We start from the raw sequence: 18,802 nt of genomic DNA, 5'->3' as shown, positions 1-18,802 counted from the left end.
CACTATCGCGGCGATGCGGCGACCCGACAAGCCAGCTCCCACATTGACCGCGTTCTACCGCTCAGGTTACGCGTAGCTCTCGATCGAGGGGCACGCACACACCAGGTTGCGATCGCCAAACACGTTGTCGACCCGGCCCACCGGCGGCCAGTACTTGCCTTCGATCAGCGACGCTACCGGATACACCGCTTGTTCGCGGCTGTACGGATGGCTCCATTCACCGACGATTTCAGCTGCCGTGTGCGGAGCGTTTTTCAGCGGGTTGTCGTCCTTGTCCAACGTGCCGTTTTCCACTGCGCGGATCTCTTCGCGGATGGCGATCATGGCGTCGCAGAAACGGTCCAGTTCTTCCTTGGATTCGCTTTCGGTCGGCTCGATCATCAAGGTGCCAGCCACCGGGAACGACATGGTCGGCGCATGGAACCCAAAGTCGATCAGGCGCTTGGCCACGTCATCCACGCTGATGCCGCTGCTGTCCTTGAGTGGGCGCAGGTCCAGGATGCATTCGTGGGCCACCAGACCGTTGCTGCCGGTGTACAGCACCGGGTAGTGCTCTTCCAGGCGACGGGAAATGTAGTTGGCATTGAGGATCGCCAACTGCGAAGCGCGCTTGAGGCCCGCGCCGCCCATCATGCTGATGTACATCCAGGTGATCGGCAGGATGCTCGCGCTGCCGAACGGTGCTGCACACACCGCACCTTCCTTGCGCTGCATGGCCGCGTGGCCGGGCAGGAATGGCGTGAGGTGCGACTTGACGCCAATCGGGCCAACACCCGGGCCGCCACCGCCATGGGGGATGCAGAAGGTCTTGTGCAGGTTCAGGTGCGACACGTCGCCGCCGAACTTGCCCGGGGCACACAGGCCGACCATGGCGTTCATGTTGGCGCCGTCGATATACACCTGGCCGCCGTTGTCATGGATGATCCCGCAGATTTCGCGGATGCCTTCCTCGAACACGCCGTGGGTCGACGGGTAGGTGATCATCAGTGCGGCGAGGTGTTCGCGGTGCTCGATGGCCTTGGCGCGCAGGTCTTCGATGTCCACGTTGCCCCGGGCGTCGCAGGCGGTGACGACCACACGCATGCCGGCCATGTTGGCGGTGGCCGGGTTGGTGCCGTGGGCCGACGAAGGAATCAGGCAGATATCGCGACGTTCATCGCCACGGCTCTGGTGATAGGCACGGATGGCCAAGAGGCCTGCGTACTCGCCTTGGGAGCCGGCGTTCGGCTGCAGGGAGATCGCGTCGTAACCGGTGGCCGCGCAAAGCATGGCTTCCAGTTCGCTGGTCAGTTGCAGGTAGCCGGCGCTTTGCTCGGCCGGGGCGAACGGGTGCAGGGCGCCGAACTCGGCCCAGGTCACCGGGATCATTTCACTGGCGGCGTTGAGCTTCATGGTGCACGAGCCCAGCGGGATCATGGTGCGATCCAGCGCCAGGTCCTTGTCGGCCAGCTTGCGCAGGTAGCGCATCAGCTCGGTTTCCGAGTGATAACGGTTGAACACCGGATGGCTGAGGATCGGCGACTGGCGCAGCAGTGCGGCAGGCAGGGTGCTGTCGACGCTGGCGGCGAGGGCGGCGAAGTCCGGTAGGGCTTTGCCGCCTGCGAACACGCTCCACAGGGTTTCGATGTCGGCCTGGGTGGTGGTTTCGTCCACCGACAGGCCCAGGCGCGCCGCGTCCACGACGCGCAGGTTGATGCGCTGGGCACGGGCCTGGTCGTGCAGGGCTGCAGTGTTGGTGCCGGTGACCAGGGTCAGGGTGTCGAAGAAGGTCTCTTGTTCAACCTTGAGGCCCAGCGCGGTCAAGCCACTGGCCAGGATCGCGGCCAGGTGATGAATGCGCGTGGCGATCTGCACCAGGCCTTTGGGGCCGTGGTACACCGCGTACATGCTGGCGATGTTGGCCAGCAGTACCTGGGCGGTGCAGATGTTACTGGTGGCCTTCTCGCGGCGGATATGTTGCTCGCGGGTCTGCATGGCCAGGCGCAGGGCCGGCTTGCCGAAACGGTCTACGGACACACCGACCAGACGCCCCGGCATATCGCGCTTGAACGCGTCCTTGGTGGAGAAGTAAGCGGCGTGCGGGCCACCAAAGCCCAGCGGCACGCCGAAGCGTTGCGCACTGCCGATGGCCACGTCGGCGCCGAACTCACCCGGTGGGGTCAGCAGGGTCAGGGCCAGCAGGTCGGCGGCCACGGCCACCAGGGCGTTGGCGGCGTGGAAGCGTTCGGTCAGTTCGCGGTAGTCGAACACGTCACCGTTGCTGGCCGGGTATTGCAGCAGCGCGCCGAAGAACGGGCTGACGTCGGTCAGTTCACGCTCATCGCCCACCACCACGTCGATGCCCAACGGCTCGGCACGGGTGCGCAGCACGTCGAGGGTCTGTGGGTGGCTGTGCACCGAGGCGAAGAACGCGTTGCTGCCCTTGTTCTTGCTCAGGCGCTTGCAGAAGGTCATGGCTTCGGCGGCAGCGGTGGCTTCGTCGAGCAGGGAGGCGTTGGCGATCGGCAGGCCGGTGAGGTCGCTGATCAGGGTCTGGAAGTTCAGCAGCGCTTCCAGGCGACCCTGGGAAATCTCCGGCTGGTACGGCGTGTAGGCGGTGTACCAGGCCGGGTTTTCCAGGAGGTTGCGCAGGATCGGCGACGGTGTGTGGCAGTTGTAGTAGCCCTGGCCGATGTAAGTCTTGAACAGTTGGTTCTTGGCGGCGATGGCCTTGATCGAGGCCAGGGCATCGGCTTCGCTCAGGCCATCGCTAAGGCCGAGCACGGCGGTGCCCTTGATGCTTTCCGGGATCACGCTGGCGCTCAGGGCTTCGAGGGAATCAAAGCCCAGGGTTGCGAGCATCTGCTGCTCGTCGTCCTGGCGCGGGCCGATATGGCGGGCGATAAACTCGTTGGCGGTGCTCAAATTAACGGTCATGGCGCGCTCCTCAAGCTTGGGCGTTGGCTTTGATCAGGCGGTCGTATGCGTCCTGATCCAACAGCTTAGCTACCGCAGTGGCATCAGCCGGTTTAAAGCGGAAGAACCAGCCTTCGCCCATCGGGTCTTCGTTGACCAACTCCGGGCTGTCGCTGAGCTTGTCGTTCACTTCCAGCACTTCGCCGGTCAGGGGCATGTACACGCCGCTGGCAGCCTTGACCGACTCCACGGTGGAGGCTTCGGCACCCTGGTCGTAGGCCTTCAGCTCAGGCAATTGCACGTACACCACATCGCCCAGGGCGTTTTGCGCGAACGCGGTAATACCCACGGTGACGCTGCCGTCGGCTTCGGCGCGCAGCCATTCGTGATCTTCAGTAAAACGCAATTCGCTCATGGAAACTCCTCAGGGCCAGAATCGTCTGGTGGACGGGATTAGAATAGGAAAGTCCTTAGCAAAAACGCGGCCAATATAATTTTGTTGTTATAAATCAAATGGTTGTGATGAATCTAAAAACATTCGACCAACCGTCATGTAGCGAATTCGCTACAGATCGACGGCGGAAAAAAAGCCTATCTGGATCAAAGCCTTGCGTAGCGAAGGCCGATCAGTGGTGTATTGAAAACGTTCCGGTGTAGCGTTTTCGCTACGATAAGTTCCCCCGTGGATAACGCCAGGAGACTTATGCAGCGCACAGTGCAGTTGAGAGCGGCGTATTTTTTGCCCTTCCCGACGATCAGGACGCGCAGCATGAGCAATTCAATTGAGGCCAATCAGGGCATTTCACAACTACAGGCTTCCCGCGACTTTCTCGCGCACCTGTTCGCCCAGCGCCCGACATTGGCGCAAGTGGCCGAGTCGATGATCCAGGAATGGATCAACGACCAATTCAGTGACAGCGGTTTGCAGGCCGGCAGCACCTGGATCGGTTCAAGGCAGCCGTCCCAGGCCAATGGCGTCAGCTATGCCCAGCTCAGCACCTTGAGCGACGCCCTGATCCGGCGCTGCATGAGCCGCGACGTGCCAAGTTATGTGCCAGGTCAGCATTGCGTGCTGGTCAGCTCGGTAACCCAGGGCCTTGTCCCGTTCATTGGCGCTGTTTCGGTCAATGATGTCGCGATCATGCTCAACACCCTGGCGCCCGAATTGCCCGATGGTTTTAACGCGAGGCTGTTGGCCTATTGGAACGCCCATGTTCCAGGCGATACAGCTTTGAGTCGTTGGGGGGCGGTCGCCAAGCAACTGCGCGAGTGCCTGCTCAGCGCCCGGCAGAACCCGCCGCTGACGAAGGAGCAAGGCCAAAAGCTCCTGGGCCTGGGCGACGGGCCGCAAGAACTCTGGGGGTACCAGGCGGATCGCCAGGCGCTGGGCGGGGTCCATGTGCTGCGGATTTATCAAGTGTATGCGGGGCAGGATGGGCTGCCGGGCGAATGGCTGCCGCTGTTGGTCTTGCAGCGCGAGGTGGCGCAGCACCAGGTCAACCTGGTCTATGTGCCGGCGATGAGCGTGCTCAAGCTCAGTACGTTGGATGAGTTGGGCAACCTGCTGCCACGCTACATGAGCCACTACAGCCCCGGCCTGCTTGTCAGATGGGGGCTCCGGGAGCCCCAGGGCGATGTCTTCGATGCGCAGGCCCAGGCCTTGCTGGAGCGCCAGTTCAGGGCGCTGAAGCGGGTCGACTGGTCGGCATTGCCCGATGTCGACAGCTACAAGCGCCTGCTGCACAAGCTCACTGCGCCCGAGGTCTGGTTCGAGGCCGATTATGTCCAGCCGCCCCACGAAGAGCAGTTGCCAGTGTGGTTGCAGGCGGCCAGCAGCGCTGATCGGCACACTTACGGCCAATGGCTGGAGCGCCTGGCGCACCTGCACAAGCGTACGGGTGGCGCGTCGTTCCTCGATGGCCTGGACCCGATTGACGTGTTTGCGCGCAAAGCGCTGCAACGCCAGATGCGCCTGGATTACCCGCAACATGCGGCAATCAACCCGGATGATTACCTGCTGACGTTTGAACGCACCCAGGGTGCAACGGTGGGCTGGACGCAACGCAGCACCAGGACCTTGACCTCCTGGGCCCTGGAAAACCCCTTCGCCACCCCCTACGCCAGTGTGCAGATCAGCCACCAGGCCGGGCCAGGCGTTGTGCCCGCCAGGTGGATGCAGCCGGCGTACCTGAAAAAACTCATCGAAACGGTCGATGTGGGCCTGCACTACCCGGCGCTGCTCAAGCAGGCGTTGCTGGTGGACCCGCTAGAGTCGGCACGGCGCCGGCGCCTGTTTGTCGAGCAGATGGCGCTCCAGTTGCCCCTGCGGGCCCTTGAAAACAGCCTGCGCCGGCGCAACGGGTTTACCCCGTCAGGCGCAGCGGTGGTACTCGCACTGCTGCAGGACGATCCGCTGCAGCGCACAGTCGGCAACCAAGTCATCGTCGCCCGGCCCCTGGCGTTCCTGACCCATGCCGGTGGCGCCGTGCACAAGGCCCGCAACCTGTTTGTGCTCGGTGCGCGGGATAACGGTGAATTGCCCCATATCCTGTATCGGCCCGATCAGGCCGAGGCGGCCCTGCAACAGTTTGCCAGCCGCCAGGCGCTGCTCGACGAGATCGCGCGCCCCGGCAGTGATTTGCAGGCGCTAGTGCTTGAGCGTCTGCCTGACAAGAGCCGGGCGTTGTTCGGCAATGGTGGATTTCTCAGCCCTCATGTGCAGCGTTTTCTACAGGGGGACGAATACGCCGTGCCGGCCCCCTCCAGCCCGGCGTTGCTCAGTGACGAGTGCGTGCCGGGGGTGTTCCTGGAGGCGGTTTTCGATGACAACGCCAAGAGCCTGTGGCAGGCCGCCGAACAGCGCGCAACCTCGGTCGAGGCGCTGCGCTGGACGCTGTTCAAGAACAACCTATGGCAGATATTCAATGCTCTGCTGCCAATGCTCAGAAGGTCGGTGGCGGTGGCGGGGTGGTTGGCCCAGGTGTATGGCAGTTTTCGTGCGGTGTTGGCGTTGCCGGCCGGGGCTAGCCAGGAAGAATCGGCCACTACCCTGGCCGAATTGCTCGGCAGCCTCGCAGGTTTGCTACTGAGTCCAGTCGTCAGCCTTGATCAACGCTTACGGCTGAGCGAGTTCCGGTCGGCGCCCATCCAGACCTCCACGGCCCATGTTCAGCAAACGCTGTCGGCTTCTGCCTGGCAGCGTTCGCGGGCGGATGTGACGGGTATGGATTTGTCCTGGGCAAACTCGCGGCTGCGTCTCGACGCGGCGCAGCAGGCACAACTGGCAACCTTTCGCTGGTCGCCCGGGCGCCGCGAGCAGTGGCCGGCGACCCCTGCGATCAACTCGCCGGACAGTCCCGTACGGGGCCGAGTTGCGGTGCTGCGCGCCGACGCAACCGTCAGCCATGAAGACTACATGCTGCTGGACAGCAAGCTGTATGGGGTCAGGCAGGTTGAGGGGCGCTGGCGCATCATCGACCTACGAGCCCCCCAGCGCGTCGGCCCCTGGCTGCGCAAGGATGCACACGGGGTGTGGAACGTCGACCTGGGCCTGCAATTGCTCGGTGGCCATCCAAAGCTGTCGGCGGCCGCCCGACGCGCCAATATCCAGCGCCAGAACCAAATGTTTGAGCACCATTATCAGGAGACCACGGCGCGCCTGCTTGAGGCTGAAAGTGCCGTGGCAGCCAGCGAAGAGCACTTTAAAGAGGCACACGAGGGCAGCCCGGAAAAACTCTTTGATCGGTCCCTGCAGGACCTGCGCAACCATTACCTGGGCGACCTGGAGAAACTCAGCCGGGCGCAGTTCGACAAGCTGGACGCGTTACTTGCAAAAAACGCCAACAAACCCGTGGAGCGCTTCGAACCGGAGAGGATCCTGCAACTGGAAGACCTGGTCGAAAACCTGCGGGTGCGCATGGCAGTGCTGGTCACCAACCGCGCCACCGAGGTGCTGCCTGCCGAGCGCCGTAGCCAGTTGCATGAGCAACTGGACCATGAAGATGTGGCCGTGGTTCAGGCAGCCCACCACTCGCTCGTTCAGGCTACGCAGACGATCATTGGCTACAACGAAAAGCTGATCGATTTGAGCATCCTGGAACGCAACAACTATGCCCGGCTGACCGAGGTGCCCGGGTATGAATCACGCGCTGATGCGTTGCAGCCCTCGACGCTGGGCACGCCGCTGGACTGGAAGTCCGTACAACTGAAGGCATTGGGTGGGGTGATCCTGCGCCGGCCGCCGCTGCCGGAGGAGTATGACGATTTCATCCGCATCGGGACCCTGATCGACGAGACGATTCAATCGGTGCAGTCGCAAAAAACCTTGCAAGACGCCAGCTCACTGAGTGTGCAGCAGCGCATCGACGGGTATGAGGCGATTCTGTTCGAGTACGACACCACCCAGGCCTCCCTGCGCGACTTTGGTGATATGGCTTCTGACTTGTTGTATGAGGGCAGCGTCGAACGTTTGCACAAAATGCTCAACGCCATGGAACACGAAGCCCGCGGCTCCCTGGCGACGTTGCTGCGCGAGCGCGAACAGGCCCCCGCGTCCAGGCCCAGGCCTGCGGTGGGCAGCGGCAAGCGCCTGATCCGTGACCGCAAGAGCCGGTACCTGGTGGGCCAGGTGCGTGCGCGTACGCCGGAGTTGAACGAGGACATTGTCGATGTTATCAACCCGGTTGACCAAAGCGTCGTGGCGAGCTTTCGCCAGACCCCTGGCCTGGATGAGTTTGAGTCGATCACCGAGGCCAGCGCCCCGCCTGCGCGCGCGGTGCGCTCCCTGGAGCGGCTCAAGGACGATGGGCGCAAGCTGCTGGACAGGCAGGCGACCGTGCTGGAGCAGGCCCGCAACGAGGCGCGTATTTCCAGCCTGCCCGCCAGCGTCGAGGCCCGGCTGTTGCGGCATGCCGGCAAAATCAGCACGGTGGCCGACAAGATCCGCAAAGCCCTGGAGCAAGAGAAAACCGCTGCTGCCGCACAGCCTCTGCTCAAGGAGCTGGGGCAGGCCGCCAGCCGCCTGGTGGAGCATGGCCGGTTGATCCGGATCGAAATGGTCAAGCGCCTGGCGCCGGATGAAGAGGGGATTGCCTACCTCAAGAGTCAGAATGAGGTGCAGATCCTACCGATAGAGGGGCGCATTGCGCTCAAGCGCGAGCATGACTTTTTGCAGGAGTATGTGGTCAAGGACAAGGCGGGCAGGGTGTTGGCTTACGCCCATTTTCACTACCGCACTCCCGGGGCGGCCAATGCGGATTTCACTGCCGGCCATCTCAAGCGCCCGGAACAACGCTTTATGAGTTTTAGAGGCCTGGCCGACAAGACCGACAGCGACGTGATCGCCATCTACTATTCACGCCTGAGCGCGGCCATGGCCCAGCAGCTGTTTTTCAGCGCGACCGGGGCGGTGATCCAGCGAGGGCGCCGGGTTTTTTGGTGATCATGGCTTGCCGGGGATGCCGTACTTGCGCAATCGATGGGCGATAGCGGTGTGAGACGTCTGTAGGCGGTTGGCCAACTGGCGTGTCGAGGGATAGGTGGTATAGAGCTTTTCCAGGAGGCTGCGCTCAAAGTCCTCCACTGCCTGCTCCAGGCTGTCCACTTCGCCGTCGCTCTGGCGGGCGACCGAGGTGCCGGCGATATCCAGGTCGCCAATGTCCACCAGGTTGCTTTCGCAAATGGCGGCGGCGCGGAAGATCACGTTCTGCAACTGGCGCACGTTACCCGGCCAGCGGTTGCCCAGCAGCGCCGGGTAAGTGCCCGGCGCCAGGCGGCAGACCGGGCGCTGGATCTGCGCGCAGGCCTGCTGCATGAAGTAGCGGGCCAGCAGCAGGATGTCCTGGCCGCGTTCGCGCAGGGGCGGCACTTCCACATTCAGCACATTGAGGCGGTAGAACAGGTCTTCGCGGAAGGTGCCTTCGCTGACCATTTTCTCCAGGTCGCGGTGGGTGGCGCTGAGGATGCGCACATTGACCTTGACCTCGCGGTCGCCGCCGACCCGGCGAAAGCTGCCGTCATTGAGAAAACGCAGGAGCTTGGCCTGCAAGTACGGCGACATCTCGCCAATCTCGTCGAGAAATACCGTGCCCTGGTTGGCCAGCTCCATCAGCCCCGGCTTGCCGCCGCGCTGGGCCCCGGTAAAGGCGCCGGGGGCGTAGCCGAACAGCTCGCTCTCGGCGAGGTTTTCCGGGAGTGCCGCGCAGTTCAGCGCCAGGAACGGTGAGCTGTGGCGTGCACTGATGGCATGGCAGGCGCGGGCCACCAGCTCTTTGCCGGTGCCGGTCTCGCCCTGGATCAACAGCGGGGCGTCGAGGGCCGCCACTCGTTGCGCACGGGTCTTGAGGGTGCGGATCGCCGGCGACTCGCCCAAAAGTGCGTCGAAACCTTCGGCATGGTCATGGTGCAGCGCCGAAAGTCGCTCGCCGATACGGTTGGGTTGGTACAACGTCAGCAGCGCGCCGGCATCGGTGATCGGTGTGGCGTCCAGCAATAAGGTCTGGCCGTTGACGCTGATCTCGCGCAGGGGCAGGCGAAAGCCATGTTCGAGCAAGGCTTCCAGCAGCGCCGGATCCTCAAACAGCTCGGCGATGCTTTCGCCAGCCGGCTCGCGACCATAGAGGGCGATCAGCGCCGGGTTGGCCAGCAGCACCTTGCCGGCACTGTCCAGGGCCAGGACCGGGTCGGTCATGGCCGCCAGCAGGGCGTCGAGTTGCAGGTGACGGCGCTGGCCGGGAAGGATATCCACCACCGTCACCGCCTGTACGCCCTGCACACTGAACAGCGCATCGCGCAACTCTTCCAGCACCTCCACGCTCAGGGTCGGCGCGTCGATGTAGACGTTGGGCGGGATCATCTCCACCGCATCCAGGTTGAGATTGCGCCCACCGAGCAAGGCCAGGACTTCCTGGGTGATGCCGACGCGGTCGATGAAGCTGACGTGGATACGCATGGGGTGGATGTTGATTCTGCAATGCGGAGGGTGGCCAGTATGCCTTGGAGCAGGGCAGAGGTGAAATCTGACAGGTAACACAGGTCCAAATGTGGGAGCGGGCTTGCTCGCGAAGGCGGTGTGTCAGTCAATTATTCATCAACTGACCCTCCGCCTTCGCGAGCAAGCCCGCTCCCACACAAGCCCGCTCCCACAGTGGGTTCTGTTGTGTCAGTAAAAGTCTGTTATTCCAGGTGTTCAGGCTTGATCGGGTCGCCCGGTTTTACATCCAGTTGGTGGCGCACATCCTCGAACATCAGGTCGTACTGTTTATGCATGCCACCGTTGAGCACCGCGGTTTTCGGCATGCCGTATTTCTGCGCGATGTTCATGGCATGGCGGGCAAAGTCGTAGGCCTGGTCCTTGGGCAGGAAGAATTCTTCCTTGAGGTCCTTGCCCTGCACGGAGCCGTGCATTTTGAAGAGCATTCCCTTGCCTTCCTTTGGGTCCTGGCTGACTTCATAGTCGATGCACAGGTCGTAGCTGTGATCCTGGGCATTCAACGCGTGGCGTTCGATATGCAAGTGACCGGGTTCAAAGATGGCCATAGGCGTCTCTCCTTAACAAGGCATTGGAGAAGGGCGGCTGCAACAACCGCCCTGGTGTAGTTATAGGTAGGTGATGCCAGGTTTTGCCGTGCTGATACGGGTGCCGGCGGTGCCCTGGACGATGGCTTCGATGTCCGAGAGTGAACCGATCACTGCGGTTTTGCCAGTGTTGCGGGCGAACTCGCAGGCGGCCTGGACCTTGGGCCCCATGGAGCCGGCGGCGAAGCCAAGTTTTTCCATGTCGTCGGGGTGCGCCTGGCCGATGGCCTTTTGCGTCGGCTTGCCGAAGTCGATAAACGCCGCGTTGACGTCGGTGGCGATCACCAGCAGGTCGGCTTCCAGTTGCTGGGCCAGCAGCGAGGAGCACAGGTCTTTATCGATCACAGCTTCGATACCCTTGAGCTTGCCGTTCTCGTCATACATGGTCGGGATGCCGCCGCCACCTGCGCAGATCACGATGCTGCTTTTTTCCAGCAGCCACTTGATCGGGCGGATTTCAAAGATGCGTTTGGGCCGTGGGCTGGCCACTACCCGGCGATATTTATCGCCATCGGGGGCAATCGCCCAGCCTTTTTCGGCGGCCAGTTTTTCCGCTTCGGCCTTGGAGTAGACCGGGCCGATCGGCTTGGTCGGGTTCTGGAAAGCCGGGTCGTTGGCGTCCACTTCAACCTGGGTCAGCAGGGTGGCGAAAGGCACTTCGAAGTCCAGCAGGTTGCCCAGTTCCTGTTCGATGATGTAGCCGATCATGCCTTCGGTTTCGGCACCCAGCACGTCCAGCGGGTAGGGCGAAACCTGGGTGTAGGCGGCGGCTTGCAGCGACAGCAGGCCGACTTGTGGCCCATTGCCGTGGGCGATCACCAGCTCGTTGCCCGGATGGATCTTGGCAATCTGCTCGGTGGCGATCCGGATATTGGCGCGTTGGTTGTCCGCTGTCATGGGTTCACCACGGCGGAGCAGGGCGTTACCGCCCAGTGCAACGACGATACGCATAATGCAATCCTTCTAGAATTCGGCCTTGTGAACACCGGAGCAAGTGTGGGAGCGGGCTTTATGTGGGAGCTGGCTTGCCTGCGATGGCCTCACCTCGCTATGTCTGGCAGACCGAGGTGACTGCATCGCGGGCAAGCCCGGCTCCCACATAAAACCCGCTCCCACATTGCCCGTGCTACATCAGTGGGAGCGGTGTTGGGTTACAGGTCCGCCAGCGTCGAAACCAGGATCGCCTTGATGGTGTGCATGCGGTTTTCCGCTTGCTCGAAGGCGATGCAGGCCGGGGACTCGAACACGTCGTCGGTCACTTCGATGCCGTTGGCCAGGTGCGGATACTGTTCGGCAATCTGTTTGCCGACCTTGGTATCGCTGTTATGGAACGCCGGCAGGCAGTGCATGAACTTGGTGCGTGGGTTGCCGGTGGCTTTCATCAATTGGGCATTGACCTGGTACGGCAGCAGTTGCTCGATACGCTCGGCCCAGGCTTCCACAGGCTCGCCCATGGAGACCCAGACGTCGGTGTGGATAAAGTCCACGCCCTTGACCGCGGCTTTCGGGTCTTCGGTGAGGGTGATGCGTGCACCGCTTTCTTCTGCGTATTTTTTGCAGCGACCCACCAGGTCATCGTGGGGCCACAGGGCCTTTGGTGCGCAGATGCGTACGTCCATGCCCAGCTTGGCGCCGACCAGCAGCAGCGAGTTGCCCATGTTGTTGCGGGCGTCGCCCAGGTAGGCGTAGCTGATGTCGTGGATCGGCTTGTCAGCGTGTTCACGCATGGTCAACACGTCGGCGATCATCTGGGTTGGGTGGTACTCATCGGTCAGGCCGTTGAACACCGGGACCCCGGCGAACTTCGCCAGTTCTTCGACGATTTCCTGCTTGAAGCCACGGTATTCAATGGCGTCGTACATGCGCCCGAGTACGCGGGCGGTGTCTTTCATGCTTTCTTTGTGGCCGATCTGCGACGAGTTCGGGTCGATGTAGGTAACGTTGGCGCCCTGGTCATAGGCCGCGACTTCGAAGGCACATCGGGTGCGGGTCGAGGTTTTCTCGAAGATCAGCGCGATGTTGTTGCCCTTGAGGTGCTGCTGCTCGGTGCCGGTGTACTTGGCGCGCTTGAGGTCGCGGGACAGGTCCAGCAGGTAGCGCAGTTCGCGCGGGGTGTGGTGTTCCAGGCTCAGCAGGTTACGGTTGTGGATGTTGAACGCCATGATGATTCTCCTTGGATTCGGTAATCGGCCCGTGCGGCATCGGGTGGATGCCGCCGGGGAGATGGTCGTTTAGTAGTCGATAGGGTCGCGGATGATCGGGCAGGTCATGCAGTGGCCGCCGCCCCGGCCCCGGCCCAGTTCGCCGGCGCTGATGGTGATGACTTCCACACCGGCCTTGCGCAGCAGGGTGTTGGTGTAGGTGTTGCGGTCGTAACCGATCACCACGCCAGGTTCCACGGCCACCACGTTGTTGCCGTCGTCCCACTGTTCGCGTTCGGCGGCGAAGCTGTTGCCGCCGGTTTCCACCACACGCAGGGCCTTGAGGCCCAGCGCTGCGGCCACGGTGTCGAGGAAGTTGGTTTTCTCGCGGTGGATATCGATGCCGTGGGGCTTGCTCTCGTCAGGGCGCAGGGTGAAGGCGACGATCTGGTTCACTACTTCGGGGAAGATGGTTACCAGGTCGCGGTCGCAGAAGCTGAACACGGTGTCCAGGTGCATCGCGGCGCGGGACTTGGGCAGGCCGGCAACGATGACTTTTTCCACGGCCTTGTTCTTGAACAGGTTGCGCGCCAGTTGGCCGATGGCCTGGTGGGAGGAGCGCTCGCCCATGCCGATCAACACCACGCCGTTGCCAATTGGCATCACGTCGCCGCCTTCCAGGGTGGCTGCACCGTGCTCCTGGTCAGGGTCGCCGTACCAGATCTGGAAGTCGGCGTTGGTGAACTCTGGGTGGAACTTGTAGATGGCGGTGGTCAGCAGGGTTTCCTGGCGTCGCGCCGGCCAGTACATCGGGTTGAGCGTCACGCCACCGTAGATCCAGCAGGTGGTGTCGCGGGTGAACTGGGTGTTGGGCAGCGGTGGCAGGATAAAGCTTGAGTGGCCGAGGAAGTCGCGGAACATCTCGATGGTCTTGCCACCGAAGCTGCTTGGCAGGTCGTCGGCGGATACACCACCGATCAGGAACTCGGCGATCTTGCGCGGCTCCAGGCTTTTGAGCCACGAGCCGACTTCATCGACCAGGCCCAGGCCAACCGTGTTGGCGGTGATCTTGCGCTCCAGGATCCAGTCCAGCGCTTCGGGGATGGCGACAATCTCGGTCAACAGGTTGTGCATTTCCAGCACATCGATATCGCGCTCGCGCATCTTGGTAACGAAGTCGAAATGGTCGCGCTTGGCCTGGGCCACCCAGAGCACGTCATCGAAGAGCAGTTCGTCGCAATTGTTGGGGGTCAGCCGCTGATGGGCCAGACCTGGGGAACACACCATGACTTTGCGCAGTTTGCCGGCTTCGGAATGTACGCCGTACTTAACTTTTTCCGTGGTCATTACAGATCCTCCAGTGAACAAAAAGATTCAGGTGTTACAGGGTCAGGAAGCCGTCGTAGAGCCCATAGGCCGCCACCAGGGCGCCAATGACCACTGCGGCGAAAATCAGCTTCTCGACGTTGGTGAAAATCGGTTTGCCCAGTTCACGCTTGGCCTTGGCGAACAGGATCGCGCCGGGGGCGTAGAGCAGGGCGGAGAGCAGCAGGTATTTGGTGCCACCGGCATACAGCAGCCAGACCGCGTAGATCAGGGCAATGGAGCCGATGAACAGGTCTTTCTTGCGCTCGGCCAGGGCCGCCTCGTAGGTCTCGCCGCGTACCGCCAGCAACAGCGCGTAGGCTGCCGACCACAGGTAGGGCACCAGGATCATCGAGGTGGCGAGATAGATCAGCGACAGGTAGGTACTGGCGGAAAACAGCGTGATCACCAGGAAGATCTGGACCATGGCGTTGGTCAGCCACAGGGCGTTGACCGGCACATGGTTGGCGTTTTCCTTACGCAGGAACTCCGGCATGGTGTGGTCTTTGGCGGCGGCGAACATGATCTCTGCACACAGCAGCACCCACGACAGCAGCGCGCCCAGCAACGAGATGATCAAGCCGACGCTGATCAACACCGCGCCCCAATGGCCGACCACATGCTCCAGCACGGCCGCCATCGACGGGTTCTGCAGCTTGGCCAGTTCCGGTTGGGTCATGATCCCCAGGGACAGCACGTTCACCAGCATCAGGAACAGCAGCACGGTGATAAAGCCGATGACGGTGGCCTTGCCCACGTCCGAACGTTTTTCGGCACGGGACGAGAAGATGCTCGCGCCTTCGATACCGATAAATACCCAGACGGTGACCAGCATCATGTTGCGCACCTGGTTCATCACACTGCCCAGGTCGGGGTTTTTCACGCCCCAGATGTCAGCGGTGAAGATGTCCAGCTTGAACGCGAACAGGGCGATCAACACAAACAGCACCAGCGGCACGACCTTGGCGACCGTGGTCACCAGGTTGATGAATGCGGCTTCCTTGATCCCGCGCAGCACCAAAAAATGCACGGCCCACAACAACACCGACGCGCCAATCACCGCTGCCGGGGTGTTGCCTTCGCCGAAGATGGGGAAGAAGTAACCGAGGGTGCTGAACAACAGCACGAAGTAGCCGACGTTGCCCAGCCAGGCACTGATCCAGTAGCCCCAGGCTGAGGAGAAACCCATGTAGTCGCCAAAACCGGCCTTGGCGTAGGCGTACACGCCGCCGTCCAGGTCAGGTTTACGGTTGGCCAGGGTCTGGAATACAAAGGCCAGGGTCAACATGCCTACGGCAGTGATAACCCAACCAATCAATACCGCACCGACATCGGCGCTGGCGGCCATGTTTTGCGGCAACGAGAAGATCCCGCCGCCAATCATTGAGCCCACAACTAGAGCAACAAGGGCGCCTAATCGAAGTTTTCCGGGGGATTCAGACATTGCGTGACTCCAATGCAGGAGAAGAGAGACCACAGAATAAAACTGTGCGCTATTCAAACAGCTGACTCAGATCACTTCATTGGCACATTCCATTGTGAATTAAAGACTTATGAATAAATGTAGCGGGCGTATAATTGCTCGGATAAGCGCGTCCCAGAGCTTTTATCCGTTCGGGTTAATGCTATATGCCTAAGGCGTGGATGTTTGAAGCTAGCCCGTTTTCGCAAATGTGCAAACTTTTTCAAGAGGCTTTGTCAGATACCCCTCATGGATAAAAGACAAGTGGTATTTAAATTCTAAATTTGCCTAAACTCGACTAACTGAAATGTCATTAAGTTATGAGGCGAGCAGTTTTATTCGCTATAGCTAATAAACGTTGCATGTTTTCGATAAATTAGCCGAGTGCACAGTTGTTAGCTCGATGACGGTTTCATCTGCAGGAGTTTCTATGTCGCAACCGGCACAAAAGCTGCGCCTCAGCGCCCTGGTGGCGTTGGTAGTGGGCTCAATGATTGGCGGCGGGATCTTCTCGTTACCGCAGAACATGGCCGCGCGGGCCGAGGTGGGAGCGATCCTGATCGGTTGGGGCATCACCGCCATTGGCATGCTGACCCTGGCCTTTGTGTTCCAGACCCTGGCCAACCGCAAGCCCAACCTGGATTCGGGTGTGTATGCCTACGCCAAGGCCGGTTTTGGCGACTACATGGGGTTCTCGTCGGCCTGGGGCTATTGGATCAGTGCCTGGATGGGCAACGTCGGTTACTTCGTGCTGCTGTTCAGCACCCTGGGCTATTTTTTCCCGGTGTTTGGCCAGGGCAATACGCCGGTGGCGATCGGCTGCGCGTCGCTGCTGCTGTGGGCCGTGCATTTTCTGGTGATGCGCGGGATCAAGGAGGCCGCGTTTATCAACCAGGTCACCACCGTGGCCAAGATCGTGCCGCTGCTGATGTTTATCGTGATCGCCGCCGTGGCGTTCAAGGCGGATATTTTCACCCGGGATATCTGGGGCCTGGGCAACCCGCAATTTGGTGGGGTGATGGACCAGGTGCGCAACATGATGCTAGTCACCGTGTTTGTGTTTATCGGCATCGAAGGCGCCAGCGTGTACTCGGCGCGCGCGGAAAAACGCTCGGACGTGGGCCGCGCCACGGTGATCGGGTTTGTCGGGGTCTTGGCCCTGCTGGTGCTGGTCAACGTGCTGTCTTTGGGGATCATGAGCCAACCGGAGTTGGCCAACTTGCAGAACCCGTCCTTGGCGGGCGTGCTGGAACATATCGTCGGGCCCTGGGGCGCGATGTTGATCAGCATCGGCCTGGCGGTGTCGCTGCTCGGCGCGTTGCTGTCATGGGCCTTGCTGTGCGCCGAGATTCTCTACGCCACTGCCCATGACAAGACCATGCCGGCCTTCCTGAAAAAGGAAAACGCCAACCGGGTGCCGGTCAATGCGTTGTGGCTGACCAATGTGATGATCCAGTTGTTCCTGGTGATCACGCTGTTTTCGGCCAGCACCTACACCACGCTGATCTACCTGGCGTCGTCGATGATCCTCGTGCCGTATTTATGGTCGGCGGCCTATGCCGTGCTGCTGTGCGGGCGCGGGGAAACCTACGAGGGAGCCCATGGCCAGCGGCTCAAGGACCTGCTGGTGGGGGTGATTGCGCTGGGGTATGCGGTGTGGCTGCTGTATGCCGGCGGCTTGAAATACCTGCTGCTGTCGGCGCTGTTGTATGCCCCAGGGGTGATCCTGTTCGCCCAGGCCAAGCGCGAGCAGGGCCAGCCTTTGTTTACGTTGCTGGAAAAAGGAATTTTCAGTTGCGTGATCGCCGGGGCGAGCCTGGCGGCGTATGGGTTGTACAGCGGGGTGCTGACCTTGTGAAATTGTTGTGCCTGGTGGGCCTCATCGCGGGCAAGCCCGCTCCTACATTTGACCGAGTTGTTTGAACTGCACACGATCAACTGTGGGAGCGGGCTTGTCGGGTCGCCGCATCGCCGCGATGACCCTTTCAAGGTCACCACTGTGCCCGATGCGCGCCCAATTCCCCAGCCGGCAAATCCCATTGCAGCGGAGTCCCGGTAAGACTGACCGGCGCCAGCAAACGATGGGCCGGCCCCCAGGCCGTCTGCTCTACCAGCAGTCCCTGATCACCCGGTTCTTCTTCACGCAACGCTGGCTGTTTGTCTTGTCCCGCCTCGATCAACAGCTTCGCCGTACGCGCCAGCGACAGCCGTGCCGAACCCCCATGCCCACTGCTCAAGCGCTCGGCCAAGGCCTGTATCGCACTGGCCGCCATCAGGTAGCCGGTGGCATGGTCCAGTGCCTGCACCGGCAGCGGCACCGGTTTATCTGCCTGTTTGTACAGCATGCCGGCGTGGGCGATGCCGCTGCTCATCTGCACCAGGCTGTCGAAGCCCCGGCGATTGCGCCACGGGCCGCTCCAGCCGTAGGCGTTGAGGCTGACGTCGATCAGGCCGGGGCTAATCTGCTGCAAGGCGCTCGCGTTGTAACCCAGTTGCTCCAGCGCATCTGCCCGATAACCGTGGAACAGAATGTCGGCATCCTTGAGTAAGCTTTCGAACAATTGCCGGTCGCCGGGGTGTTTAAGGTCAAGGCGCGCGCAGCGCTTGCCCAGGGTCATTTCCGGCACGACCCCGGGTTCGTTCCAGTCGGGGGCGTCGATGCGCAAGACATTGGCGCCAAGGCCGGCGAGAAAACGGCTGGCCACGGGGCCGGCCAACACGCGGGTCAGGTCCAGTACCTTGACCCCCGCCAGCGGGCGCGCCACGTTGCCGAGCCAGCGGGTTTTGCCGGCCGTGTCGAAGCGTTTTCGCACCAGCAACGGTTCCTGATTGACCGCCAACCCCTGGGGATGGGCTTGCCACTCCTGCCAGGTGCGCATCTGTGCGGCGCAGCCGGCCTCGTCGACAATCGCCTGCTCAAGCTCGGCAGCGCTCCATGGGGCGACCTTGAGCGTCATCGCCGCCCGGTCCGCGACCTGTCCCAACACACGCTCGGCAGCCGCGCGGTGGTGAGGGGCGTTGGTGTGCAGGCGAATCCAGCCGTCGGCGCAGGCGTAGTCGCCGGCAATCGGGTCCCACAACGGCGGCACGCTCCAGCCCTGTGGGCGCAGGGAACTGGAGAACCAGAATGAGGCCAGGCGCCGGTCCACGCTGACCAGGGGCAGGCGCCCGGTCTGTTGTTCCAGCAACCGGGCTAGGGCCTGGGCGGCGGCACCCATGCTGGCGCAAGCCAACTCGGTGACGGCGAAAGCTGAGGGCAAGGCGCCGGCCTCGGCGGTCGCCAGCGGTGTGGGCGGCAGATCGAGTGCACGCTGGATCGAGGTGAGCAGATCAGTCATCAAAGGCCCTCCATAAGAGAAGGGCC

At 61.9% G+C, this 18,802-nt stretch carries 11 protein-coding genes; 2 read left to right on the top strand and 9 right to left on the bottom strand.

Annotated features, from left to right (window positions below):
- Window positions 1-66 precede the first annotated feature (66 nt).
- Complete coding sequence (gene gcvP / locus ACO77H_RS21325) at window positions 67-2,916, bottom strand: aminomethyl-transferring glycine dehydrogenase (RefSeq protein ID WP_432754534.1); 2,850 nt, start codon at window positions 2,914-2,916, stop codon at window positions 67-69.
- Between the two features lie 10 nt (window positions 2,917-2,926).
- Window positions 2,927-3,310, bottom strand: a complete 384-nt coding sequence (gcvH, locus tag ACO77H_RS21320) for a glycine cleavage system protein GcvH (protein WP_169954682.1) — start codon at window positions 3,308-3,310, stop codon at window positions 2,927-2,929.
- A gap of 354 nt (window positions 3,311-3,664) precedes the next feature.
- Between gcvH and ACO77H_RS21315 the strand changes: the two genes are divergently transcribed.
- Entirely contained in the window at window positions 3,665-8,335 is a 4,671-nt protein-coding gene (locus ACO77H_RS21315) for a hypothetical protein (RefSeq protein ID WP_432754533.1), read from the top strand.
- On the opposite strand, the gene ACO77H_RS21310 is transcribed toward ACO77H_RS21315, so the two are convergent.
- The 6 genes from ACO77H_RS21310 to arcD (ACO77H_RS21285) all read right to left on the bottom strand — a co-directional run bounded on the left by ACO77H_RS21310 (window position 8,336) and on the right by arcD (ACO77H_RS21285) (window position 15,420).
- The gene (locus tag ACO77H_RS21310; protein ID WP_169954684.1) at window positions 8,336-9,844 is read right to left on the bottom strand and encodes a sigma-54-dependent transcriptional regulator; all 1,509 of its coding nucleotides are present in this window, start codon (window positions 9,842-9,844) and stop codon (window positions 8,336-8,338) included.
- A gap of 224 nt (window positions 9,845-10,068) precedes the next feature.
- A complete protein-coding gene (locus tag ACO77H_RS21305; RefSeq protein WP_169954685.1) occupies window positions 10,069-10,431 on the bottom strand; it encodes a DUF5064 family protein in 363 nt (120 codons plus the stop codon).
- A 60-nt stretch (window positions 10,432-10,491) separates the two neighbouring features.
- Complete coding sequence (gene arcC / locus ACO77H_RS21300) at window positions 10,492-11,421, bottom strand: carbamate kinase (RefSeq protein ID WP_170041908.1); 930 nt, start codon at window positions 11,419-11,421, stop codon at window positions 10,492-10,494.
- A 200-nt stretch (window positions 11,422-11,621) separates the two neighbouring features.
- The gene (locus tag ACO77H_RS21295) at window positions 11,622-12,632 is read right to left on the bottom strand and encodes an ornithine carbamoyltransferase (RefSeq protein ID WP_038442811.1); all 1,011 of its coding nucleotides are present in this window, start codon (window positions 12,630-12,632) and stop codon (window positions 11,622-11,624) included.
- Between the two features lie 69 nt (window positions 12,633-12,701).
- Window positions 12,702-13,958 carry an arginine deiminase gene (arcA, locus tag ACO77H_RS21290; protein ID WP_169954687.1) on the bottom strand — a complete coding sequence of 419 codons (1,257 nt, stop codon included), beginning with the start codon at window positions 13,956-13,958 and terminating at the stop codon, window positions 12,702-12,704.
- Between the two features lie 34 nt (window positions 13,959-13,992).
- On the bottom strand, window positions 13,993-15,420 hold the full coding sequence (gene arcD, locus ACO77H_RS21285; RefSeq protein ID WP_169954688.1) for an arginine-ornithine antiporter: 1,428 nt from the start codon (window positions 15,418-15,420) through the stop codon (window positions 13,993-13,995).
- 448 nt (window positions 15,421-15,868) lie between these two features.
- Between arcD (ACO77H_RS21285) and arcD (ACO77H_RS21280) the strand changes: the two genes are divergently transcribed.
- A complete protein-coding gene (gene arcD / locus ACO77H_RS21280; RefSeq protein ID WP_170056863.1) occupies window positions 15,869-17,296 on the top strand; it encodes an arginine-ornithine antiporter in 1,428 nt (475 codons plus the stop codon).
- Between the two features lie 133 nt (window positions 17,297-17,429).
- Here the strand turns inward: arcD (ACO77H_RS21280) and ACO77H_RS21275 are convergent, their stop codons facing one another.
- On the bottom strand, window positions 17,430-18,776 hold the full coding sequence (locus ACO77H_RS21275) for a CoA transferase (protein ID WP_170041910.1): 1,347 nt from the start codon (window positions 18,774-18,776) through the stop codon (window positions 17,430-17,432).
- Between the last annotated feature and the right edge of the window lie 26 nt (window positions 18,777-18,802).

Origin of the sequence: Pseudomonas sp. WMBT8 (assembly GCF_050916005.1) — a bacterium.
In the GTDB taxonomy this organism is placed as follows: Bacteria; Pseudomonadota; Gammaproteobacteria; order Pseudomonadales; family Pseudomonadaceae; genus Aquipseudomonas.
The sequence above is the reverse complement of the archived record's forward strand: the minus strand, read 5'-3'. Positions and strand labels throughout refer to the sequence as shown.